The sequence below is a fragment of the Archangium lipolyticum genome (assembly GCF_024623785.1).
Taxonomy (GTDB): Bacteria; Myxococcota; Myxococcia; order Myxococcales; family Myxococcaceae; genus Archangium; species Archangium lipolyticum.
Map to the genome: position 1 here is coordinate 365,927 of NZ_JANKBZ010000002.1, position 23,341 is coordinate 389,267.

The window sequence follows — 23,341 nt, forward strand, 5'->3', positions numbered from 1 at the left end:
CCGGGCCTCCGGGAGTGATAAACCGCCCGGACTTCCTTCTACTTATCGAGAAAGGCCTTCGCATGCTGCTGCAGGGCAAGAAGCTCCTCATTACCGGAGTGCTCACCCCCCAGTCGCTCGCCTACGGAATTGCCGAGCACGCGCTGGAGCAGGGGGCGGACATCATCCTCACCGGCTTTGGCCGGGCGCGTTCCCTCACGGAGCGCAGCGCCAAGCGCCTCAAGGCGGGCACCGAGGTGCTGGAGCTGGATGTTTCCAACCCCGCCCACTTTCCCGCCCTCACCGAGGCCCTGCGCCAGCGCTGGGGCCGGGTGGACGGCGTGCTGCACTCCATCGCCTACGCTCCCGAGGACGCGCTCGGCGGCAACTTCCTCAACACCCCCTGGGAGAGTGTGCAGACCGCGTTCCGCATCTCGGCGTTCTCCCTCAAGGAGCTGGCCGTGGCGGCCATGCCGCTGATGACCCAGGGCGGCTCCATCGTCACGCTGGACTTCGACAACCGCGTGGCCTGGCCCATCTACGACTGGATGGGGGTGTGCAAGGCGGCCCTGGAGTCCACCGTGCGCTACCTGGCGCGCGACCTGGGGCCCAAGGGCATCCGGGTCAATGCCCTGGCCGCCGGCCCGCTGGCCACCGTGGCGGCCAAGGGAATTCCGGGTTTCAAGGCCCTCGAGAAGGGGTGGGGCACCCAGGCGCCCCTGGGGTGGGATGCCCGCAACAGCCATGACATGGTGGCTCGCACCGCATGTGCGCTCCTCTCCGACTGGCTGCCCTCCACCACGGGAGAGATGGTGCACGTGGACGGCGGCTACCACGCCATCGGCGCGCCCCCGGTGAGCCCGGACCCGGAGGAGAAGGAAGGTGGCGGCGAGTCCGGCTCCACCGGCTCGGCCGGCTGACCGCCTCCCGGTGGGACGAGCTCGCTCTTCCCTCTGAAGCCCGAGTTTTGATGGCCCCCGCTTTTGCTGAACGGCGGGGTCACGCTACAGTCTGATCGTTTCCTTCAACCAGGTCCCGATTTTCGGGCCCGGTAGGAGCCTGGGTTTGAGCGCCAACATCCTCCTCGTGGATGACAGCCCGACCGTACGCAACATCCTCAAGATCTACCTCATGAACCTGAAGATGGGGTTCGTCGAGGCGGAGGATGCGACGCGGGCACTGCAGCTGCTCCGGCTGGTACCGGTGAAGCTGGTCATCGCGGACATCAACATGCCCGGCATGGACGGCATCACCTTCGTCAAGCAGGTGCGCATGAGCCCCCTGGCTCAGGTGCGCGACGTCCCCGTCATCCTCCTCACGGGGGAGCGGGGCGGAGACCTGCGCCAGCGAGGCGTCGAAGCCGGAGCCAATGCCTTCATCAACAAGCCCGTCTCGCATCACGATCTGACAGAGACCGTGCGCAAGTTCCTGGCCCAGAACTGAGAGTCGAGCCGTGAGCCTCCCGTCCCTGCTCCTCGTCGACGACAGTGATGCCATCCTCGCGCTCGAGCGCGCGATCCTCTCCGGCCATTACGCGCTGAACACCGCGAGCAATGGCAAGGAAGCGCTCGAGAAGGTGGGGTTGGTGCAGCCCGCCGCCATCCTGCTGGACCTCTCCATGCCGGAGATGGACGGCGATGAGGTCCTCCGGCGTTTGAAGGCGAACCCGGTCACCTCGGCGATCCCCGTCATCATCATCTCCTCGGAGGCGGCGCGCGCGGAGGCGTGCCTGTCGCTGGGCGCGGAGCTGTTCCTGGCCAAGCCCTTCCGCGCCGATGAGCTGCTGAGCGCGGTGGAGAACGCGCTGGCCAACGCACGGCGCCGCGCCCGGGCCGGCTCCATGGCCCTGCTTCGGCTGACGGTGGGTGGGTTGGAGTTCGCCATCCCCCTGGATGCCGTGCGTCAGGTCATCCTCCAGCCCGCCACGCGCCCGCTGCCGCTGGGGCCCTCGTACATGTCCGAGTTCTTCGAGCTGCGGGGCCAGCCGGTGTGCGTGCTGGACCTGGCTCGCCGGCTGGACGTGGACCACCGCGAGGTCGTCGAGGAGCGCAAGCTGGTCATCCTGGAGATCAACGGCGTGCAGCTGGCGCTGAGCGTGGATGCCGTGCAGGACCCCGAGGAGTACCAGTCCTCGGACATCGAGCGGGCCGAGCGCGTGGGTGGTTCCGGGCACGGGCAGCTGAAGGAGACCCTGGTGGGCATGCTGCGCGCGGGTGAGCGCTCGGTGCCCATCTTCGAGCCGGGCGCCTTCGCCACGCAGGAACTGCTGCGCGAGGCGCTCGCGGTGCTGCGCCCGGCGGAGGTGGAGCGCAGCGCATGAGTACGGGGGTGGAGCCGCAGCAGGTTCTCGCGCGAGCGCGTGAGGTCGTCTCGTCGTGCACGGGTTTCCGTGACACGGCCATCTCGCCCTCGGCGGTGGATCGCGTCGTGCGCGCGGAGCTGGCGCGGGGCCGCAGCGCGTCGGACCTGCTGGCGGAGCTGCAGCGTTCCGGCACGGCCCTGGAGCGGGCGTTGCTGGATGCCGTGCTGGTGGGGGAGACGTACTTCTTCCGCCACCCGGAGCAGTTCCGGTTCCTCGCCGCCGAGGCGGTGCCCGCGGCGTTGCGCCGGGGTGGCCCCGTGGTGCGTGGGTGGAGCGCGGGCTGTGCCTCGGGCGAGGAGGCCTATTCCATCGCCGCGTGTCTGCAGGGGACGGTGCCGCAGGGCGTGCGCGTGGAGGTGCTCGGCACGGACCTGCACGAGGGCCGCCTGGAATACGCGCGCCGGGGTGTGTATGGCTCCTGGTCCCGCCGCGAGGCCGGGCCGCTGCTCTATCCCCTCTATCAAGACGCCGCGGAGGGCCGGGTGAGCATCCTCGACTCCGTGCGCGCCGTCGCCCGCTTCGCCCAGACGAATCTGCTGGAGCCCCTGCCGGAGGTCCACGGCAGCTTCGACGTCATCTTCTGCCGCAACGTGCTGACGTACTTCTCGCCGGACGCGGTGCAGGTGGCCCTGGGCCACCTGGCGCGCGCGCTCGTTCCGGGTGGCTTCCTGCTGCTGGGCACGGTGGAGGTGGATCATCCTCCGGCGGGGCTGGTGCGCGTGGGGCCTCCGGAGCTGCAGGCCTTCCGCCGCCCGCTCCCGCGGGAATTGACGCCGCCGCCCCGAGCCGCCGCCGCGGTCCGCGAGCCCGAGCCTCCCCGGCCGGCTCCCGTCCGTGCGCCGCCGCCGCCCCAACCCGCCCCCTCGCCCGTGCGCCTCCACCTGGAGGCGCTCCAGCGCATCGAGGGGGGCGACGAGGCCGGCGCCGCCACCGTCCTGGAAAAGCTGCTGCAGCAGTTCAGGGACTACCTGCCCGGCATGCTGGAGCTTGCCCTCCTGCGCGAGCGCGCGGGGGCACGCGAGGCAGCCTTCGCTCTCATGCACACCGTGCGCGACAACGCCGCCCGGCTTCCGCCGGATCTGATCATCGAGGGGCCAGAGCCGCTACCGGCCCGCTTCTATAGGGCGTCCGCCGACGCCTTCCTCACGCTGGGAGCCATCGAATGACATCCTCCACCCCCCGAGGCCCCGAGGAAGTCCAGGATCAGGAGGTCAAAGCCCTCCTGGAGGAGCGCGCGACGCGCCTTCGTGGACGTGCCGATGGCACCGCCGACGAGACGGTGCTCATGGTGGCCGAGTTCCCCCTGGGCGAGGAGCGGTACGCCATTCCGCTCGAGTCGCTGCGCGCGGCGCTGCCGCTGCGGCTGGTGACGCCGGTGCCCCTGTCCATGCCGCACGTCATCGGCGTGCTGCGCTACCAGGGCCAGGTGCTCGCGGCGCTCAGCCTCGCGGCGCTGATGGGCGGCCACGGCTGGCGGCAGGACCCCGCCGTGCTGCTCGTGCTGGACCGTGGTGACGGGGAGCTGTGCGCCCTGGACTGCGAAGCCATTCCGCGCCCGCTCAGCCTGCCCACCGCGGCGGTGGAGGCGGCGCGCACGCAGGCGGAGGGTCCCGTGGTCGAGGTCCCTCTCAAGAACAACCGTCAGATCATCCACCTCATCGACCTGCCGCGCCTCTTCGCGCGCGGCGCCGGGGCTCGCAATGCCGGTTGACCCCATGCTGCAGAGCCTCGTGGCGGGCTTCTCGTCCGAGGCGCAGGAAGTCTGTCAGAAAGTCACCCTGGACCTGCTCGAGTTGGAGCGGGAGGGCATCGACAACGAGGCGCTGAGCAAGGTGTACACCCGCCTCGCGCGGCACCTGCACACCCTCAAGGGCAGTGCGGCCAGCCTCGGGTTGCAGGACCTGAGCGCCATCGCCCACAAGCTGGAGGATGCCCTCGCGCCGCTGCGCAAGGACATCATCCCCATGCCGCGGTCCATGGTGGACCTGCTGCTGCACGGGTTGGATCTCTTCCTGCTGCGCGCGCAGGCGCACGCGGACGGGCGCGGAGACGCGCTGCCGGATCCGACGGATGCGCTGGCCCAGCTCGTGGCGGAGGCGCCGCCCCCCGAGGCCGCCGCCGGCATGACCGCCCCCGAGCCGGAGCCCGCGCCCGCGAAGGCCGCGCCCGCGAAGGCCGCGCCCGCGCCCGCTCCGGCCGCGGCGGCCCCCGCGTTGTCCCTGGCGGCGGACGACTCCGAGTCGCTCGACGCTGGCTGGCGCGTGGCCGCGCACCAGGTGACGGCGCTGATGCGCGAAGTGGAGCGCCTGCGCGAGTTCCGCATGCGCCTGGAGGACCGGCTCCGGGACATCTCCAAGGCCGTGGAGTTGCTGGCCGTGCGCGAGCTGATGGCCCCCACGGCCCGGGCGCGCGCGGTGCTGGCGGCGGTGACGGCTGGCGTCCGCTCGGACGGCCACGAGGCCACCGACATCGTCGACAGCCTGGAGGAGGGCCTCAAGTCCATCACCACGCGCCCGGTGCGCACCATCCTCGAGCCGCTGCAGCGCATGGTGCGCGACCTGTCGCGTCAGCTGGGCAAGCAGGCCCGGCTCTCCGTGGTGGGCGCCGAGGTGTCGCTGGACCGCCGGCTGCTGGAGAAGCTCAAGGGCGCCATGGTGCACCTGCTGCGCAACGCGGTGGACCACGGCATCGAGATGCCCGACGAGCGCGAGCGCGCCGGCAAGCACCATGAGGGTGCCCTCACGCTGCGCGTGGAGCAGCAGGGCAACATCTTCATGATGGAGCTGAGCGACGACGGGCGCGGCATCGACGTCCATGTGGTGCGCGCGTCGGCCGAGCGCAAGGGGCTCATCACCGCGGACGAGGGCGCGCGGATGCACGAGGCGCAGATCCGCGACCTCATCTTCCGCCCCGGCTTCAGCACCCGCGTGGATGTCACCGACACCTCGGGCCGTGGCGTGGGCCTGGACGCGGTGCGCTCCGCGGTGGAGTCCATGCAGGGCCGTATCGAGGTGGTGAGCACCAAGGGCTCGGGCACGCGCTTCATGCTCACCGTGCCGGTGGAGCTGGGCAGCTCGCCGGTGCTGACGGTGCGCGCCATCGACACCGCGGTGGGCCTGCCCATGCTGGCGGTGGAGTCCACCCAGCTGGCCTCCCAGGAGAACCTGCGCATCGGCCGCATGAGGACGCAGCTGGACTACAACGGCCAGCTCGTTCCGGTGGTGGACCTGGGCGCCCGCCTGGGCCTGCGCGCCTCGGCGCCTCCGTCCGAGGGCCAGCCGCTCATCATCGTCCAGAGTGGTGGCAAGCGCATGGCGCTCGCGGTGGATGCGGTCGTGGGTGATCGCGACCTCGTCATCCGCCCGCTGCCCGCCGAGGTCCGGGACGTGCCCGCCTACCAGGGCGCCGCCATCCTCAGCCGCGGCGAGCTGCTGCTCATCCTCCGCCCTGGCTGGGTGGTGAGCGAGTCGGCTCCGCAGACGGTCGCCATGCCGCAGAGCCGCCGGGCGCTCGTGGTGGACGACTCGCTCACGGCGCGCGCCCTCCATCGTGCGATGCTGGAGGCAGGTGGCTTCACGGTGCACCTGGCCGCCAGTGGCGCTCGTGCCATGGAGCGGTTGCAGACGGAGACTTACGACGTGATCATTTGTGACCTCGAGATGGAGGAGATGAACGGGACCGAGCTCATCGCGAAGTTGCGCGTGCAGCCGGACACCAAGGACATCCCCGTCATCCTCGTCTCGGCCAACGACAGCGCGGGCGCGCGTGCGCGCGGGCTGTCCGCGGGAGCCGACGGGTTCCTCAGCAAGCGTGAGTGCGCCGCGGGCCGTCTGCTCGCCGAGGTGCTCGACGTGATGAGCCGGAGGGGGGCCCGGGCATGAGCGGCGGGAAGGACCCCATCCGCGTGTTGGTGGTGGACGACTCGCCCACGATGGCGGACGCGGTCAGCGCGCTGCTGACGGACGATCCCCGCATCGAGGTGGTCGGCCGCGCCAACACGGGCAGCCGCGCGGTGACGCTGGCGCGCCTGCTGCGCCCGGACGTCATCACCATGGACCTGCTGATGCCGGACCTGGACGGCCCGGCGGCCATCGCGGCCATCATGGCCGAGGCGCCGGCGCGCATCCTGGTGGTGAGCGCCGTGGCGGATCAGCGCAACCTGGAGGTGTGCTTCCAGGCGATGAGCGCGGGCGCGCTGGAGCTCATCGGCAAGCCCTCCGTCACCAGTGGCGAGGAGCTGCGCCGCTGGGGCCGGCAGCTGGCCGAGTCGGTGTGTCTGATGGCGGAGGTGCCCGTCATCTCCCGGCGGATGCGCATCGCCTCGCCGCCGCCGCCGGTGATGGGCGCCCGGGTGGACATCTTCGGTCTGGCGGCCTCCACCGGTGGACCGCCCGCGCTGTCGGAGGTGCTCTCGCGCCTGCCGGCGGACCTGCCCGTGCCCATCGTCATCGCCCAGCACATCACCGAGGGCTTCACCCCGGGCATGGTGCGCTGGCTGTCGCAGGTGACGCCCCTCAAGGTGGTCATCGGCCGGGAGGGTGAGCGGCTGGAGCCGGGCCGGGTGTACTTCCCGCTGGATGGGCACGACCTGACGGTGGAGGGCGCCGGGGTGGTGCGGCTGACGCGTACGCGCGGCGGACCGTGTCCCTCGGGAGACCTGCTGCTGGCCTCGCTGGCGCGCACCTATGGGAGCCGCGCCGGTGGGGGCGTGCTCACCGGCATGGGCGAGGACGGGGCGCGGGGCCTGCTGGACATCCGCAAGGCCGGCGGCGTCACCTTCGCCCAGGACGAGGCGTCTTCCGTCGTCTTCGGCATGCCCCGGGTGGCCATCGAGCTGAAGGCCGCGGACCGGGGCGTGCCCCTGTCCGCCATGCCGGACATCATCCGGATGAGCTGCCGTCGTGGCCCCATGTCTGGCCGCACTTCTGGTCCGGAGGGTGTGTCTTGAGTCTTCCTGTTCGCCGGCGCCTGGTGCCGGTTTCGATCTTCTCCGCTGAGGAGCTTCCGTGAGCGCCAACGCCACCTCCAAGCAGTCACTGGGCATCGGACCCAAATTCATCCTCATCACGGCGGCCGTCAGTCTCGCCGTGGCCGTCGTGCTCGCCGTGGTCGCCGCCCAGCGGCTGCGGAGCAGCCTCCTGGACACCACCGTGAGCGAGGGCAAGGCGATCATCGTCGGCTTCTCGGCGGCCGCGGAGCGGGCCTCGGCGGACGGCGTCACCTCGTTCGGGCCGCTGCTGAGCGCGTTCCAGAACGTTGGCAACGTGCGCTACGTGTACGTGGTGGGCGGCGACAACGAAGTCATCGCCCACTCGTTCCCCAAGGAATTCCCCCAGGTGCTGCTGGGCATCAACAGCCTGAAGCCCGAGGCGCCCGCCGGTGGCCAGAACGTGCAGGTGGCTGACCCGGCCAAGGTGGTGCTCGACACCGGCAAGCAGGAGGTCATCGACCTGGCCCTGCCCCTGTCCGGTGGCGTGCGCGGCGTGGTGCACGTGGGCATGAAGTACGAGGCCATCGACGGGCAGGTGGACATGCTGCTGCTCAACATGGCGCTGCTGGGCCTGCTCCTCGCCGCCGGTGGCGCGGGGGCCGCGGCCCTGCTGAGCCGCTCCGTGGTGGGCCCGCTGCGCGAGCTCACCGACGTGGCCGCCCACATCGTCGAGTCCGGCGATCTCACCCGACCCATCCAGGTGAAGGGCAGTGACGAGGTGAGCCAGCTGGCCCACTCCTTCGAGCAGATGGTGAGCCGGCTGCGCGGGGTGACGCAGAACCTCCAGCAGGCCGCTGGGGCCCTCAAGGGCGCCACCGAGCAGCTCAACAACTCCGCCGCCGACCAGTCGCAGACCGTGTCCCGTCAGGCCTCCGCCCTGCAGGAGACGCAGGTCACCGCGCAGGAGATCCGCCAGACGAGCCTCCTGGCCGCCCAGAAGGCCGACTCGGTGCTCTCCGTGGCCGAGCGCGCCGACGAGCTGAGCCGCACGGGCGAGGCCGCCCTGGAGCAGACGCTCGTGGGCCTCAACGACATCCGCATCCAGGTGCAGGAGATCGCCCAGAAGATCCTCGAGCTGGGCGAGCGCACCGTGCAGATCGGCAGCATCACCCAGACGGTGAAGGACCTGGCCGACCAGTCCAACATGCTGGCGCTCAACGCCGCCATCGAGGCGGTGCGCTCGGGTGAGCACGGCAAGGGCTTCGGCGTGGTGGCTCGTGAAATCCGCGCCCTGGCCGACCAGTCCATCGAGTCCACGGACCGCGTGCGCGAGCTGCTGGACGATATCGGCAACTCGGTGAGCGTGGCCGTGCGCATCACCGAGCGCGGCTCGCAGCGCATGGAGGCGGGCCTGGAGCAGGTGCGCACCTACGGCAAGAACCTGCGCGAGCTGTCCTCCATCATCCAGGACAACGCCGCCGCCGTGCGGCAGATCGCCGCCGCCGTGGGCCAGCAGAACGTGGGCATCAACCAGATCACCACCGCCGTGAGCGACCTGTCCAAGATGATGGACGAGACCGTGTCGCGTATCGGCGCCACCGGTGAGGCCGCCACCACGCTGCAGGTCATCGCCGACCAGCTCAACAGCGCAGTGAAGACCTACCGCGTGCAGTAGTCACGGAGCTGGGAAGGACGAAGGGCCAGGAGAGGGGAGACCCTCGACCTGGCCCTTGTCGTTTCCACTGCTTCTACGCCTCCACTGCTTCTACGCCGCCGGAGCCGGCTGCGGTGCGGGGAGCGCCTTGAGCTTCAAGCCCTCGCCCTCCACGTCGAAGCGCGCGGTGCCGCCGTCCTTCAGCTCGCCGAAGAGGAGCGCCTCGGCCAGCGGCTTCTTGAGCGTGTTGTCCACCAGCCGGGCCATGGGCCGCGCGCCGAAGGCCGGGTCGTACCCGTTCTCCGCCAGCCACGCCCGGGCCGCCGGCGTCAGCTCCAGCTTCACCCGCTTCTCGTCCAGCATCTTCTGGAGCAGGCCCACTTCCTTGTCCACCACCTTGAGGATGACCTCGGGCGGCAGGCCGGAGAAGAGCACCCACCCGTCCAGGCGGTTGCGGAACTCGGGCGTGAAGGTGTTTTCGATCGCCTTCTTCGCGCGCAGGGCGTCCGCCGGTGCCTGCTTGTCGCCGAAGCCGATGGACTTGGTGCTCATCTCCCGCGCACCCGCGTTGGTGGTGAGGATGAGGATGATGTTGCGGAAGTCCGCCTTGCGGCCGTTGTTGTCCGTCAACGTCGCGTGGTCCATCACCTGGAGCAGGATGTTGAAGAGGTCCGGGTGGGCCTTTTCAATCTCGTCCAGCACCAGCACCGCGTAGGGGTGCTTGCGGATGGCGTCGGTGAGCAGACCACCCTGGTCGAAGCCCACGTAGCCCGGAGGCGCGCCGATGAGCCGGCTCACCGTGTGCTTCTCCGAGTACTCGCTCATGTCGAAGCGCAGGAACTCCACGCCCAGCACCGAGGCGAGCTGCTTGGCCAGCTCCGTCTTGCCCACGCCCGTGGGGCCCGAGAAGAGGAAGCTGCCGATGGGCTTCTCCGGCGCGCGCAGGCCGCTGCGCGCCAGCTTGATGGCGTCCACCACCGACTTGATGGCCGACTCCTGCCCGAAGATGACCTTGTTGAGCTCGGGCTCCAGGTTCTTGAGCTGCACGCCCTCGCTGGCGGACACGCTCTTGGCCGGAATCTTCGCCATCTTCGAGATGACGGCCTCCACGTCCGCCACCGTCACCTGGCCGGTGCGCTTGCCCTCGGGCTTGAGCCGCTCGGCCGCGCCCGTCTCGTCGATGACGTCGATGGCCTTGTCCGGCAGGAAGCGGTCGTTGATGTGCTTGGCGCTCAGCTCCGCCGCCGCCCGGATGGCCTCCGGCGCGTACTTCACCCCGTGGTGGTCCTCGTAGCGGCTCTTCAGCCCCTCGAGGATGAGGACGGTGTCCTCCACGGACGGCTCGCCCACTTCGATCTTCTGGAAGCGCCGCGACAGGGCCCGGTCCCGCTCGAAGGACGCCTTGAACTCCTGGTACGTCGTCGAGCCGATGCAGCGCAGCCGGCCGCTGGCCAGCGCGGGCTTGAGCAGGTTGGACGCATCCATGGAGCCGCCGCTGGTGGCCCCCGCCCCGACGATGGTGTGGATCTCATCGATGAAGAGGATGGCGTCCGGGTGGTCCTGCAGCGCCTTGAGCACGCCCTTGAGGCGCTCCTCGAACTGGCCGCGGAACTTGGTGCCCGCGAGCAACGCGCCCATGTCCAGCGAGAAGATGACCGAGTTCTTCAGCGCCTCGGGCACCTTGCCCTCGTGGATGTGGAGCGCGAGCCCCTCGGCGATGGCCGTCTTGCCCACGCCCGTCTCGCCCACGTAGAGCGGGTTGTTCTTCCGGCGCCGGCAGAGCACCTGGATGGTGCGCTCCAGCTCCTTCTCGCGCCCGATGAGCGGATCGATCCGGCCCTGCTTCGCCTCCTCGTTGAGGTTGGTGGTGTAGGCCTCCAGCGGGCTCTTGCGTGGAGACTCCCCCTCCTCGTCGTCACTGGCGGGTGCACTGCCGCGCGGCGCGCTCTCGGACTCGCTCCCGTCGGAGGACTCGTCCTTGGAGACGCCGTGGGAGATGTAGTTGAGCAGGTCCAACCGGGTGACGCCCTCCTCCTGCAGCAGGTAGAGGGCATGGCTCTCCTCCTCGCGGAAGAGGGCCACGAGGATGTCGCCGCCGTCGATGAACTTCTGCTCGGCGGACAGGGCGTGCATGGCGGCGCGGTGCAGCACCCGCTCCACGCCGATGGTCTGTTGCGGCTCGGCCTCCACCCCATCGGGCAGACGCTCGACGGTCTCCTCCAGGAAGCCCTCCAGGCGTTCCTGCAGCCGCTTGACGTTGGCGCCGCAGCCCTTGAGCACTTCCCGGGTGCGTGCGTCCTTGGTGAGCGCGAGCAGCAGGTGCTCGAGCGTCAGGTACTCGTGCCGCATCCGCCGCGCCTCTTCGAGCGCGTTGCGGAAACTGGCCTGCAACTCCTTGGCAATCAGCGGTCCTGCCACGATTTCAACCTTCCTCTGGTTCCATCGAGAGGCGCAGCGGGAAGCCATTCTCCCGCGCCGCCGCCTCCACGGTCCTGATCTTCGTCTCGGCGACCTCGAACGTATAAACGCCAGCTACGCCGACTCCGTTGTAATGAACGTGCAGCATGATCTGCACGGCATCCGTCTCGGACTTGTGGAAGATCTCCTTCAACACCGCGACCACGAACTCCCGCGTCGTGTAGTTGTCGTTGTGCAGGAGCACCTTGTACAGGGTGGGCCGCTTGAGCTTCTTCTGCGGTACCGTCTCCGTGACGACGTTGGAATCCGGATCGGACTTCTCTCGGGACATGGTCTCCCTCTAACGAGTAGGGGGCACGAACGGCCCCCGCTTGAATCCTGTTTCGGCTCGCCACCGGGGCAGGCCAGCCAGCACGGCTGCCCGTTCGTGCTCCAGGAAGGAGCGTACCGCCCGGTCGACCCCGGGGTGGAATAGCAAGTGAGCGCTCCAGGTCGGTTGTGGCTCGAAGCCCCGGGTGAGCTTGTGCTCCCCGCCGGAGCCCGGCTCGAAGCGCTCCAATCCCCGGGCGATCGCCTCGGCCACCGGGTGGTAGAGGCAGGCGTTGAAGTGGAGGAAGGGGTGCTCCTCGAAGCAGCCCCAGTAACGGCCGTACAGCACCCGGGGCCCCACCAGGTTGAAGGCCCCGGCCACCAGGCGTCCGTCCCGGCGGACCTCCACCAGCTCGCAGGCCTGGCGGAAGGTGGACAGCATCCGCGCGAAGAAGCCCGGGGTGAGGAGGCGCCGGCCCCACGGGTACTTGTCCACCGTGGAGACGTAGAGGCGATGGAGGTCGACGGGGTCCACCTCGGCCAGCGCCTCGCCGCGCAGCGTCCGCAGGGTGAGGCCCTGGGCGGCCGGGGCGCGCAGCTCGCGGCGGATCTGATTGCGCCGGTGGGTGTGGAAGCGGGTGAGGAAGTCCTCGAAGGAGCCGTAGCCGGCGTTACGCCATTGATACTGGACGCTCAGGCGCACCGCATAGCCGGCGGCCTCCAGGGCGGTGGCCTCGGCCTCGGTGGGGAAGTGCACGTGGACGCTGGAGAAGCCCTCGGCGCGGGCGTACTCCAGGGCGGCGCGGGCGAGCTCCTGCTCCCGGGCCGCCCGATCCTCGCCTGGAGCCACCAGCAGGCGGCGTCCGGTGACGGGGGTGAAGGGCACGGCCAGCACCAGCTTCGGGTAGTAGCGCACCCCGAGCCGCTCGGCGGCGGTGGCCCAGGCGCCATCGGCGACGAACTCACCGTGGCTGTCGTCCTTGAGGTACGCGGGGGCCGCCGCCACCAGCCGGGAGCCCTGCCACAGGGTGAGGTGGCGCGGGTGCCAGCCGGTGTGGGGGCCCACGCTGCCGCTCTCCTCCAACGCCGCGAGGAAGGCCCACTCCAGGAAGGGCCGTGCCGCGTCGTCGAGCAGCGCGTCCCAGGCCCCTCGGGGTACCTCGGTGATGGCGCGATGGAGGCGCAGGGTGAGCGGCAGCGGGTCGGACATCGTCGGGCGGTGTCAGCCTATAACGGCCTGACCGTGGACCCGCCAGCCAGCTCGGACCCCGCCTAGCGGCCCCGGGTGAGCTCGGCGGCCAGGAAGCCGCCCACCTCGGCCAGCCCGGCCCGTCCGCGCTCCCGGCCCTCGGGAGACTCCATCACCCGGCGAGCCGAGTCGCTGGCGGTACCGGCCTCCAGATCCGCCAGCACCAGGAAGGCGCTCCACCCGGGGGTCAGCTCCGCCACCCGTCCGGGGCGCATCGGCCTGTCCCGCAGCGTGGTGGCCACCTTCTCCACGAGCGCCTCGTCATCGAGCCGCTTGGACTTGCCCCGCATGGCCAGCCACGCCTCCTCCAGCAGCGAGCTCCACAGCCGGCCCTGGAGGGCGGAGGAGAGCCGCTGAGAAGCCTCCTCCTCGTCGATGTGGTGGGCGCGCGAGTAGGTGGGGGTCAACTTCGCCACCACGACGGAGCGTGTGGCGAGGTGTGCGAGCCGGGGAGGGTAGGCCATGGTGTTGTGCCTTCTACCAGCGGACGAGGAGGCGGAAACCCTGGTGGGAGCGATCCTCGACGGTGATGAGGGGCTGGGCGTGGGCCCGCTCCAGGGCGACCTCCAGCGCACCGGCGATGAGCTCGGGGCGGTTGTGCACGTCCATGATGCTGACACGCCGGGCGCGCTCGCCCACGGACACCAGCTGCACCTCCAGGTCCGGCCGCCCCATCATCGCCAGGTAGCGCGGCAGCCGCTCCACCACGCGCGCCGCGCCAATCATCGGCAGCGCCACGGCGGCCACCCGGCCCACCAGCGTCTCCGCGAAGCCCATGGTCAGCTTGCGGCCGAGCAACCGGTAGGCGTCCGCGTCCCCGAGCTCGCCACAGACCAGGTCCCTGGCGAGCGCGACGCACCGCTTCCACACCTGCACCGGGTAGTCGACCTCGGGACACCGCGGGTCATAGCCCTCGGCTTCCAGCGCTCGGGCGAGCTGGCTGTTCGGCTCCAGCCCCCGGACGAAGAGCCCCTCGAACACACTCGAGGGGATGCGGGGCTGTACGACGGGGCTGGGGGTCCTCGCCGGCAGACTCGGACTTTCCATGGCACATCTCCCCGGTTGGGTGTCCAACCGTTCTCTCAACTTATCATGCCTCGACAGAGAATCGCTGAAGTCGGGTAAGAATCTGATTGTCCGATAGAGCAACTCACATGGGGGACATTCCCCCGCGCTCGTGGTTGCCAGGGGCGGGCTGGCGGCTTAGAGGAAGGGCACAGGAGAGATTTCGACATGTCGGTGAACATCCAACTCGAGTGGACGCCCAACCCCAGCACGCTGAAGTACGTGGTGGACCGGCGGCTCGTGTCGTCCGGGGCGGTGAACATCACGAGCAAGGAGGCGGCGGAGGAGAAGTCGCCGCTGGCGCTCAAGCTGATGGGCATCCAGGGCGTGACGGCGGTGATGGTGGGCAGCAACTTCGTCACCGTCACCAAGGGCGAGCAGGGTGAGTGGGACGAGCTGAACGACGCGGTGATGGCCACGCTGGACGAGCACCTGGGCGCGGGGCTGCCGGCGGTGAACGAGGACGTGCTCGCGGCGGCGCGCGCGGCGGCGGCGGCGGGAGGAAGCGGTGGCTCGGTGGAGACGCGCATCCAGGAGATCCTGGATGGGGAGATCCGCCCGGCGGTGGCGCAGGACGGTGGGGACATCACCCTGGACCGCTTCGAGGATGGAATCGTCTACCTGCACATGAAGGGCGCGTGCGCGGGCTGCCCCTCGTCCACGGCGACCTTGAAGATGGGCATCGAGTCACGGCTGCGTGAGCTCGTCCCCGAGGTCACCGAGGTGGTGTCCGTCTGAGGCGGCAGGTCAAAGGCCAGCAGGTCCGGCGGGAACTGTTGCCGGACCAGTCCAAGGAGCTCCTGCGTGAGCTGCACCTGCTCACGCGCGAGGGGAACCTCAACGCGGATGCCCTGCGCAAGCTCAAGCAGGTGAACCACCTGGTGGGCCTGCTCAAGCCGGCGATGGAGGACGTGCAGTCCAGGCACGGGGCGCCGGTGGTGGTGGACGCGGGCAGCGGCAACGCGTACCTGGGGTTCATCCTGTACGAGGTGTTCTTCAAGGACGCCGAGGCGGGGACGGTGCTGAACGTCGAGGGGCGGCCGGAGCTGACGCAGCGGGCGAAGGAGCGCGCCGGGCGGCTGGGCTTCGGGCGGATGGAGTTCCAGACGGCGCACCTGGAGACGGCGCAGTGGCCGGATCGCATCCACCTGCTCACGGCGCTGCACGCGTGCGACACGGCGACGGATGACGCGCTGGCGGTGGCCATCCAGAAGGGCTCGGACCACGTGGCGGTGGTGCCGTGCTGCCAGGCGGAGGTGGCCACGCAGCTCAAGGAGAGCCGGCAGGCGGTGGACCCGACGCTGGCACTGCTCTACCAGCACGCGTGGCACCGGCGCGAGTTCGGCAGCCACCTCACCAACGTCATCCGCGCGTTGACGCTGGAGGCCTTCGGCTACCAGGTGACGGTGACGGAGCTGACGGGCTGGGAGCACTCGCTGAAGAACGAGCTGATCCTGGGCCGGCGGGTGCACAAGGAGAACCGGCAGGCGCGCGCGAAGCTGGAGTCGCTGCTGGGCTCCTTCGGGGTGCGGCCCAAGCTGACGCGGTTGCTGGGCGTGGAGCCCGCGTCGCGCACGGCGCCCACCGCTGGCTGAGCACCCGGGAATCCCTCATCTGTATGAATCGTGCCCGGGCGGGCCAGGCCGTGGCGCGTGACTGCGGGTGACGTATGAAATAGTGTGGGGAACCAGACTTCTGCCGTCACCTGGAGCCCTCCTCATGCCATGGTTGTCGTCCATTCCGCCGCTGCTGCCGATGCTGGCGCGCGGTGTCCTCATCGTGGTGGCGCTGGGCGCGCTGCTGTTCGCCTGCGCCCTGGTGGTGCAGTACCTCGTGCACCGCCACTGGTTGCGCTCCTACGGCCGTGCTCGCGAGCTGCTGTACCAGGGCTCGAGCGTTCTGGCGGAGGCGCGCTTCCGGGATGTGGCCCGGGTGTCGTATGGCTTCCGTCGCACGGTGGCGCTCTCGGGAGTGGCCGTCTGCCGCCTCAAACAGGGCGCGTACGCCGAGGCCGCGGCCATCCTGGAGCCGCTCTCGCGGCAGCCGCTGCCGCGCTCGCTGTGGTTGGACGAGATCGCCCTGCATGGGCACCTCGCATTGTGCCTGGCCATGCTGGGCGAGACCCGGCGGGCCTCGCGCCTCATCCACGAGGCCTGCCACCGCTTCAATGGAATGCCCACCTTCCTGGTGATGCCCTGGGTCGCCATTCTCTGCCGGGACGGGCACGTGGGCGCGGCGTTGAAGTTCTTGGACGAGAGCTGGCCGCTGGTGGTGAAGGATGGCCTGGCGTGCGACCGGATCCGGCTGCTCCGCGCCTACGCGCAGAGCAAGGTGGACCCCGAGCGTCATACCGCTTCCATCATCTTGACGCTGTACGGGCTCGCCCCGTTCCCGAAGGTGGAAATGGAGTTCTTCCGGGAGCACTGGCCGGTGTTCGCGGATTTCCTGCAGCGGGGCCAGGAGCTCGTGGCCTCCCGCGAGGAGGCGCGGGCCCGGAGACAGGCGGAGGAAGACGCGGCGTGGTCGGCGCGTGCGCGGCTGTCGGCACCGGAGGATGAGTCGTCCGGGTGAGACGCGCCCGGACTACTCGTCCTGCTTCGTGTTCTCGCCCGGCTCCTTGTAGACGAAGCGCTTGACGGCGGTGACGAACGGGAAGCCCGGGATGCGGGCGGCCCCTGGCCGGGAGCCCGGGAGCTTCTCTTCCCCCTGCGCGTCCACGTTGCCCAGGATGAAGCACACGGGGTACTCCTTGCCGTCGGGCGTCTGGGCTCTCTCGTAGCGGCCGTAGACGCGGGGGCCCTCGGTGAAGAGCTCGCCGAAGAGCAGCGTGCCCCGTGGGAGCAGGCCCCTGTCATTGCGTGTCCTGCTGACGATGGAGCCGGAGCGGACTGTGGTGTACGGCTGGTCCGGGGTCGGCTTGTCCTGCTGGATGTCGGTGATGATGCTCGGGCCGTCCCCCCAGGCCAGACGGAGCTCTCTCATCACGATGCGAGACTCGGGAGGGCAGTCGGTACTGGCGGGGCGCGTCTGGGCACTGGCACAGGCCAGGCCCACGCAGGCGGCGGTGCCGAGGGCCTTGCCCGCGGAGCCGGGCTCGCGCTGGGGGGATGCATCAGGGGTCATCTGTTGGGGCTTCTTCATGGGAGCGCCTTTCATGGCTCGTGCCTCCACGGGGGCGGCAGCCGCGGGGGTTGACTCCAAAGGTAGTGGGGCCGCGGCCGACCCAGCATCGGAGGGTTCCGGCGCTCGCGCCACTTCGCCGCCTCGGAACACGGGCTCCGGTGGGAGCGGAGCGGGGGCCTTGTTTCCCAGCACCACCCAGATGCCGGGCAGTGCGAGCCCGAGCCCCAGCACCCCGACCAGGGCTCTCCCGGGAAGTGCCCGGCCCGAGGCCTGGCGCGCCTCCGGGGCCGGTGCGGGTGCTCCTCTTCTCCGCCGCCGGACGGAGGAGCCTCCCTCGAGGAGCCGCACTCCGGGCTCGGTGACCGTCATCGGGCTGGTGGGGAAGGCAGGCCGGCGGATGCGCCGTCCCGGTGCCTCTCCCGCCTCGCGTGCCGGGACGGGCTCCCACTCGAAGAGGCTCGCCTCCCACGCCGCGCGCCGGCCGAAGGACGCCGCCTCCACCAGTGCATCGCGCACCTCGGCTCCCGTGGCGTAGCGCTCCCGGGGATTCTTGGCCAGCATGCGCACCAGCACATCGCTCAGTGCCTGGGGCACCCGTCGGTTGAAGTCCCGGGGCGCGTGCGGCCGGTTCCTCGTGATGGCCAGCGGGAGCAGATCGCCCAGCAGTTCGGGCGGGAAGGGGTAGTGCCCCGTCACCGCCCGGTACAGGCTCACGCCGAGCGCGTACAGGTCATCCGCGGCGCCCACCTCGTACGAGGCTCCCGGGAGCTTGCCCCGCTCCACCCAGAAGCGCATGGCCTCGGGGCTGCGCAGGTGGGTCGTGCCCGGTGGCAGGGGCGTGGAGGTGAGCGAGGTCGCGCCCGCGTAGGTGCCAATGCCGAAGTCCACCAGCACCGGCTCTCCGTCCGGCTCGCGGATGAGGATGTTCTCCGGCTTCACGTCTCGGTGCAGCACGCCCCGGCCGTGGAGCTCCCCGAGCGCCCCGGCCAGCTTCGCCCCCGCCTCGGCGAACTGGAGGAAGGAGGGGTTGAGCGTCTCGGCCCACCGGTCCAGCGGTGGGCCGGGCACCAGGTCCATCACGTGGAAGGTGTGGCCCTTCGGGTCCGGCCAGCGCCCGCAGCCGTGGAAGCGCACCACGTTGGGGTGGACCGCCTGCTCCATCAACAGCACTGCCTCGCGTTGGGCCCGCGGATCCTCGCGGCGCAGCGCCACCTTGAGGGCGAGCGGCAGGCGGGGGTGGTGGATGTCCTCCACCCGGTAGACGGCGCCGTAGCCGCCCACGCCCAGGGGCTCCACCACGCGCCACTGGCCTATGTCTGTTCCGGAGGGGAGGGCCTCGGGCCGGAAGAAGGTTGTCGTCTCGTGCATGATTCTCCTCAGAGGGTGAAGGGGGCGAGGGCCAGGTGGCGCTCACCGTCACGCTCGCGCAGCTCCAGGCTCCAGCGCGGCCGCGTTGGCCGCGAGGGAGGCTCCAGCTCCACGGCGAGGAAGCGGGCCTCTCCGGGTTGGAGCCACGTTCCGTCCATCCATACGGGCAGCCGCCGGAGCACCTGGCCCGTCGCGTCCCGCAGCCACGCCTCGCCGGGCGCCCAGGACTGGGCTCCCGGGGCGAGCTTGAGCTGCACGGTCACCAAGGCATGGGCGAGCGTGCGGTAGACGTCGTGAGCGACCACCTCCACCTCGCTCGACAAGAGCGCGGACGGCAGCCGCTCGTGGGTCACGCCCCCCTGGAGCTCCCCCGAGAGCGCGAGCTTGACGAGGTTGCCCGCCTCGCACCGGGCGCGCATCGCCTCCAGCTCGGACTCGAGCGCTGGCACCGAGCGCGGGTGGCGAATCACCCGCACCTGCGCATCCACCTGGGTGGTGGCGGGCACGAGCGCGAGCGTGGCGTGGGTGGGCGGCAGGCCATCCGCGAAGCCCACCTTGAGCAGCAGGGGCCTGTCCTCGGGCAGCGCGAGGGCCGGGCGCAGCACCACCATGCGGGTGGTCACCTCCACGAGGGCGAAGCGCTCCTCCCTTCCTTCCACCGAGAGCGAGTCCGGGTCGATCGCCGCATCGAACTCGAGCACGGTGGTGTAGCCGGGAGCGGCGCGCACCGTGGGCGCGGGAGCGGTGGGGCTGTCGGGGAGCACGAGGGCGCGGGCCTCGAGCCTGGGGTCGGAGAGGAGACGCGGCTGGGCCACCGCCGAGGCGGTACCCACCAGGGGCAACAGACACAGGGCGCGGCGCGTGAGGGCCAGGGTCACTCGGGAGGTTCCTCCAGCGAGTCAACCTATCAGGTCAAAGAGTGGACCGGCTGCGTCTCATGGCGCGGACCGTGGTGCCATGATTCCCCCTGTCCCGAGGGGGACGTGTGTGTCGATTACGAATGCCGCAAGGCATGCGACCCGCGGGCCCCCTGGTACTGCATTCCAGGCTGAGCGCCTCGCACCGCGCTACCCGTACGACTCCCGCTTGATGCGCTTGTCCTCGATGCCGAGGTCATGGAGGTGGCCGAGCACCGTCTCCATGAAGCGCGGCGTGGCCGGCGTGCGCGTCTCCAGCGCCTTCTTCCGGTCCCACGGGGTGATCGCCGGGCCGCACACGTAGATGAGGCACGTGGCGTGGTCCGGGAGGAACTCCCGCAGCAGCGCCTCGCCGATGCGGCCCTTGCGCACGGCGGGTCCGAAGCGGGACTCGTCCGTCTCGCGGGTGAGCGTGTGCACCACGCGCAGCTTCCCCGGGTGCGCGCGCTCGAGCGCCTCGAAGGCTTCCCGGTAGAGGATGTCACCCCACGTCTTGTTGGAGCAGATGACGGTGTGACGCGGCTTGAGACCCCGGTGCAGGGCGTCCTTGATGATGGCGAAGTTGGGCACCGCGCCGGAGCCAGCGACGATGTGGACGAGGTGGTCCGTGCGCTCCTCCACGTCATCCGGCAGCACGTAGGGACCCATGAAGCCCAGCACGCGCATCTTCGAGCCGGTGAGCGGGGCGTGGACCAGGTAGGGCGAGAGCAGGGGCGGGTAGCGGGTGAAGCCGGGGATGTAGTCCTCGTCCTTCACGGTGATGGCCACCAGGGACTCGTGAGGGGCGGAGGCGAGCGAGTACGAGCGCGCGGGCTCCTTGCGCCCCTTCTGCTCCTGGAGATAGGTGGCGAACCGGCCGAGCGCGTGGAACTGGTGCGGATCCAGGTTGAGGAACTGGCCGGCGCGGTACTCGGGGCGCTCCGGGCCGAAGTCCAGATACAGGGTGGCGGTGTCGTGCGTCTCCAGGCGCACGTCGGTCACCGTCACTTCGTACTCCCGGGGGCGGTTCCGGGCGGTCGTCACGGTTGCGCTCATGGACTCCTCCGTACCAGCCCGGTGGACGTTCCTCCCAGGAAAGCGTTGCGGCCGGGCGTCGGGCGCGGACAATGCCGCTTCAGGTGACGAACGTCCAACAGAGGGAGCACATCTTCGTCTCGGCGCTGCCGGGGCTCGAGCCCGCCCTGGAGTCCGAGGCGGGTGTCCTGGGCTTTTCACCCCGGCGGGTGGAGGGCGGGGTGGAGCTCACGGGTGCGCCGGGGCTGCACCAGGAGGCCAACCTGCGCCTGCGCACGGCGAGCCGGGTCCTGCTGCGGCTGGGGCGCTTCCCCGCGCCGGATGCCGGGGCGCTCGCCAGGGGCCTGGCGGGGCTGCCCCTGTCCTCGGTGTGGGACGGGCGGGCGGTACCGAGGCTCTCGGTGGCCCTGCACCGCGCGCGCTTCAAGGGGCCGGACGCGGTGCTGGCCGCCGCGGCGCGGGCCTGGGGGTTGTCCTCGGTGGAGCGCGCGGGCGTGCTGGACGAGGAGTCCTCCGAGGGCCTCACCCTGCTGGTGCGGCTGGAAGGCGACACGTGCACGGTGAGCGCGGACACCAGCGGGGAGCCGCTGCACCGGCGGGGGTACCGGCAGGAGGTGAGCCGGGCGCCCCTGCGCGAGACGCTCGCCGCGGGCATCCTCGTGCTGGCCGGGTATGACGGGGTGGAGCCGCTGGTGGATCCGATGTGCGGCTCGGGCACGTTCCTCATCGAGGGCGCGTGGATGTCCCGGCGGCGGGCGCCGGGGCTCGAGCGTGCCTTCGCCTTCGAGCGCTTCCCCGGCTTCGACGCGGCCGACTGGGGTGCACGCAAGGCGAGGGCGGAGGCGGAGTCCCTGCCCGCGCCGCGCTCGGCGCTCCGGGGCTACGACATCAACGCGGGAGCGCTGGGGACGGCCCGGCGCAACGCACGGCGCGCGGGAGTGACGCTCACGCTGGAGCGCCAGGACGTGCGCACGCTGGCGGCACCCGCGGGGCTGGGGCCCGGCCTGGTGGTGGTGAATCCGCCCTATGGCAAGCGGGTGGGTGAGGCGGAGGATCTGCCGGGGCTCTACCGGGCGCTGGGCGCCACGTTCCGGCGGGCCTTCACGGGCTGGCGTGCCGCGGTGCTCGTCCCGGAGGACACGGGCCTCATCCGCGCGCTGGGGCTGCCCGAGGAGCGGAACCTCCCGGTGCGCAACGGAGGCCTGCGCTGCCGCCTCCTGCTGTGCACGTTGCGCTGATCACCTCGAGGGGGGAAGGGGCCTGGACTCCAGGTGGAGGGGCAGCCGCAGCTCGAAGCGCGCGCCTCCTCCGGGCCGCTGGCCCACCGACACCGTGCCGCCATGGGCCAGCACCACCCGGCGCACCACGGCCAGTCCCAGTCCGGTGCCCGTGGCGCGCGTGGTGAAGAAGGGCTCGAAGATGCGCTGGGCATCCGCCGGGGCGACGCCCGGGCCCTCGTCCTCCACGGTGATGAGGATGCCCTCCGGTACACGCCCCACCGCCATGCGCACCTCGCCTCGCGGGGGCGAGGACTGCACCGCGTTGCGCACCAGGTTCTCCATCGCGAGCTGCAACAGCGTCTCGTCCGCCTGGAGCGTGGGCAGGTCCGGCTCCTCGTCCAGCGACACCCGTACGCCGCCGAGCTGCCGCCGCTCCTGGAAGAGCTCCAGCGTGCGCTGCGCCAGCTCACCCGCGTGGAGCGTGCGCGGCCGGGGCTCCAGCGGGCGCACCACGTCCAGCAGGTCGCGCACCATCGCATCCAGCCGCGTGGCCTCCTCCTCCAACATCTCCACCGCGCTCGCGCTGACGGGGCCCAGCGTGTCCCGCTTCAGCACCGCCACCACGTTGAGGATGGCGCTCAGGGGGTTGCGCACCTCGTGGGCCACCACGCCCGCGGCCTCGCCGAGCACCGTCAGCCGCTCCTGCGCCACCAGCTCCGCCTGCAGCCGCGACACCTCGGCCAGACGCGCGGCGGCGAGCCGGTGGTGGCGCACGTTCTCCAACGCCCCGCCCACCTGCCGCGCGAACAGCTCCAGCGTGGCCGCGCTCGCTGGCGTGAGCGCCTCGCCCTGCACCGACAGCACTCCGTAGGGCGCTCCCTCCACGAAGAGGGGGGCGTCCAGGGCGCGCCGGGCCGTGTACGTGCGCTTCAGCAGCTCCAGCACTTCCGGGCTGTGGAAGCGCTGGAGCGCGAGGAAGATGTCCTGGTGGAAGGCCGCCTTGCGCTGGGTGAAGACGTCCTCGAGGTGCGGCACGCTCGAGAGCGGGAAGCGCACCTCGGAGATGGGGCATCCGTAGAGCTTCTCGGCGGCGGCCACCGCGGCCGGCTCGTGCCGCATGGGCCCATGACGGAGCGTGTCCCCCTCCACCAGCATCACCGAGATGTAGAAGCCCTGCCGGTGGATGGTCTCCACGACCATCTCCAGCACGGCCTGCTCGTCGCGGCAGCGCACCATCTCACTGGAGGCCGTGACGAGCGCGTCGATGAGCCGCCGCATGCTGGCCTCGCCCTCGGCGTCGAGCAGCATCAGCAGCGTGTCCTCGGGCCTCAACCCGCTGCCCCGGCGCATGCAGAACGTCCGCTCCTGGCCGCCGGCCACGCGCACGCGCAGCCACAGCGTGTCCGCGGCCATCTTCCCGAGCGCGTTCTCCGGGTGGAGCGGCTCCAGCCACGCGCGGTCCGAGGGGGCGGCGCGGGCCAGCAGCCGCGCCACGGGGGTGGCACGCACCTCCTCCAGGCCGAGGCCGAGCAGCGACAGCAGCGCCGGGTTGGCGTGGACCACCTGGTCGCCACGCACCACCAGGGCCGGTACCGGGAGCCCATCGAGCGGCCGGTACTCAGCCGTGTCGGACACGTCTTCCTCCCTTCGTCACCCTCCGGGCAGGCGCCGGGTGGCTCCGCATGCAATCACCTCCAGGGTGGTCCGTATGCAAGAGCGTAGGGCTTCCTGGG

The 23,341-nt window shown here is 70.8% G+C and carries 21 protein-coding genes; 12 read left to right on the forward strand and 9 right to left on the reverse strand.

The annotated features are described in order from the left end of the window. Positions 1-62 precede the first annotated feature (62 nt). From fabI to NR810_RS05195, 8 genes are all read left to right on the forward strand, one after another. The gene (gene fabI / locus NR810_RS05160) at positions 63-899 is read left to right on the forward strand and encodes an enoyl-ACP reductase FabI (protein WP_257448516.1); all 837 of its coding nucleotides are present in this window, start codon (positions 63-65) and stop codon (positions 897-899) included. Positions 900-1,044: 145 nt separating this feature from the next. Then, entirely contained in the window at positions 1,045-1,422 is a 378-nt protein-coding gene (locus NR810_RS05165; RefSeq protein ID WP_257448517.1) for a response regulator, read from the forward strand. Between the two features lie 10 nt (positions 1,423-1,432). After that, positions 1,433-2,299, forward strand: a complete 867-nt coding sequence (locus tag NR810_RS05170) for a response regulator (RefSeq protein WP_257448518.1) — start codon at positions 1,433-1,435, stop codon at positions 2,297-2,299. Then, the gene (locus tag NR810_RS05175) at positions 2,296-3,507 is read left to right on the forward strand and encodes a CheR family methyltransferase (protein ID WP_257448519.1); all 1,212 of its coding nucleotides are present in this window, start codon (positions 2,296-2,298) and stop codon (positions 3,505-3,507) included. Before NR810_RS05170 ends, NR810_RS05175 begins: the two co-directional genes overlap by 4 nt. Beyond that, complete coding sequence (locus NR810_RS05180) at positions 3,504-4,052, forward strand: chemotaxis protein CheW (protein WP_257448520.1); 549 nt, start codon at positions 3,504-3,506, stop codon at positions 4,050-4,052. Before NR810_RS05175 ends, NR810_RS05180 begins: the two co-directional genes overlap by 4 nt. Then, the gene (locus NR810_RS05185; protein ID WP_257448521.1) at positions 4,042-6,222 is read left to right on the forward strand and encodes a hybrid sensor histidine kinase/response regulator; all 2,181 of its coding nucleotides are present in this window, start codon (positions 4,042-4,044) and stop codon (positions 6,220-6,222) included. Before NR810_RS05180 ends, NR810_RS05185 begins: the two co-directional genes overlap by 11 nt. Continuing rightward, positions 6,219-7,289: a chemotaxis protein CheB gene (locus tag NR810_RS05190; protein WP_257448522.1), complete on the forward strand. Its 1,071-nt coding sequence runs from the start codon at positions 6,219-6,221 to the stop codon at positions 7,287-7,289. Before NR810_RS05185 ends, NR810_RS05190 begins: the two co-directional genes overlap by 4 nt. 58 nt (positions 7,290-7,347) lie before the next feature. Beyond that, positions 7,348-8,946 (forward strand): methyl-accepting chemotaxis protein, encoded by a 1,599-nt coding sequence (locus tag NR810_RS05195; RefSeq protein WP_257448523.1) that lies wholly within the window; start codon positions 7,348-7,350, stop codon positions 8,944-8,946. Between the two features lie 90 nt (positions 8,947-9,036). Here NR810_RS05195 and clpA read toward each other — a convergent pair whose 3' ends face one another. The 5 genes from clpA to NR810_RS05220 all read right to left on the reverse strand — a co-directional run bounded on the left by clpA (position 9,037) and on the right by NR810_RS05220 (position 13,948). After that, the gene (gene clpA / locus NR810_RS05200) at positions 9,037-11,343 is read right to left on the reverse strand and encodes an ATP-dependent Clp protease ATP-binding subunit ClpA (RefSeq protein WP_257448524.1); all 2,307 of its coding nucleotides are present in this window, start codon (positions 11,341-11,343) and stop codon (positions 9,037-9,039) included. Between the two features lie 4 nt (positions 11,344-11,347). Then, positions 11,348-11,674: an ATP-dependent Clp protease adaptor ClpS gene (locus tag NR810_RS05205; RefSeq protein ID WP_204225573.1), complete on the reverse strand. Its 327-nt coding sequence runs from the start codon at positions 11,672-11,674 to the stop codon at positions 11,348-11,350. A 9-nt stretch (positions 11,675-11,683) separates the two neighbouring features. Further along, positions 11,684-12,862 (reverse strand): GNAT family N-acetyltransferase, encoded by a 1,179-nt coding sequence (locus tag NR810_RS05210; protein ID WP_257448525.1) that lies wholly within the window; start codon positions 12,860-12,862, stop codon positions 11,684-11,686. Positions 12,863-12,924: 62 nt separating this feature from the next. After that, positions 12,925-13,365: a hypothetical protein gene (locus NR810_RS05215; protein WP_257448526.1), complete on the reverse strand. Its 441-nt coding sequence runs from the start codon at positions 13,363-13,365 to the stop codon at positions 12,925-12,927. A 13-nt stretch (positions 13,366-13,378) separates the two neighbouring features. After that, a complete protein-coding gene (locus NR810_RS05220; RefSeq protein ID WP_257448527.1) occupies positions 13,379-13,948 on the reverse strand; it encodes a DUF2378 family protein in 570 nt (189 codons plus the stop codon). A gap of 186 nt (positions 13,949-14,134) precedes the next feature. Here NR810_RS05220 and NR810_RS05225 point away from each other — a divergent pair, with 186 nt between their 5' ends. The 3 genes from NR810_RS05225 (at position 14,135) to NR810_RS05235 (ending at position 16,537) form a co-directional block, all read left to right on the forward strand. Next, a complete protein-coding gene (locus NR810_RS05225) occupies positions 14,135-14,704 on the forward strand; it encodes a NifU family protein (RefSeq protein WP_257448528.1) in 570 nt (189 codons plus the stop codon). A gap of 38 nt (positions 14,705-14,742) precedes the next feature. Beyond that, on the forward strand, positions 14,743-15,561 hold the full coding sequence (locus NR810_RS05230) for a class I SAM-dependent methyltransferase (protein WP_257448529.1): 819 nt from the start codon (positions 14,743-14,745) through the stop codon (positions 15,559-15,561). A 124-nt stretch (positions 15,562-15,685) separates the two neighbouring features. Then, positions 15,686-16,537, forward strand: coding sequence for a hypothetical protein (locus NR810_RS05235; RefSeq protein WP_257448531.1), 852 nt, complete (start codon positions 15,686-15,688; stop codon positions 16,535-16,537). 12 nt (positions 16,538-16,549) lie between these two features. Here NR810_RS05235 and NR810_RS05240 read toward each other — a convergent pair whose 3' ends face one another. The 3 genes from NR810_RS05240 to NR810_RS05250 form a co-directional block, all read right to left on the reverse strand. Beyond that, positions 16,550-18,457: a serine/threonine protein kinase gene (locus NR810_RS05240; RefSeq protein ID WP_257448533.1), complete on the reverse strand. Its 1,908-nt coding sequence runs from the start codon at positions 18,455-18,457 to the stop codon at positions 16,550-16,552. Positions 18,458-18,465: 8 nt separating this feature from the next. Continuing rightward, complete coding sequence (locus NR810_RS05245; protein ID WP_257448535.1) at positions 18,466-19,335, reverse strand: DUF2381 family protein; 870 nt, start codon at positions 19,333-19,335, stop codon at positions 18,466-18,468. 189 nt (positions 19,336-19,524) lie between these two features. Further along, the gene (locus NR810_RS05250) at positions 19,525-20,409 is read right to left on the reverse strand and encodes a ferredoxin reductase domain-containing protein (RefSeq protein WP_257448537.1); all 885 of its coding nucleotides are present in this window, start codon (positions 20,407-20,409) and stop codon (positions 19,525-19,527) included. Between the two features lie 71 nt (positions 20,410-20,480). Between NR810_RS05250 and NR810_RS05255 the strand changes: the two genes are divergently transcribed. Next, positions 20,481-21,626, forward strand: coding sequence for a THUMP domain-containing class I SAM-dependent RNA methyltransferase (locus tag NR810_RS05255; RefSeq protein ID WP_257448538.1), 1,146 nt, complete (start codon positions 20,481-20,483; stop codon positions 21,624-21,626). Here NR810_RS05255 and NR810_RS05260 read toward each other — a convergent pair whose 3' ends face one another. Continuing rightward, positions 21,627-23,243 carry an ATP-binding protein gene (locus tag NR810_RS05260; RefSeq protein ID WP_257448540.1) on the reverse strand — a complete coding sequence of 539 codons (1,617 nt, stop codon included), beginning with the start codon at positions 23,241-23,243 and terminating at the stop codon, positions 21,627-21,629. Positions 23,244-23,341: the final 98 nt, after the last annotated feature.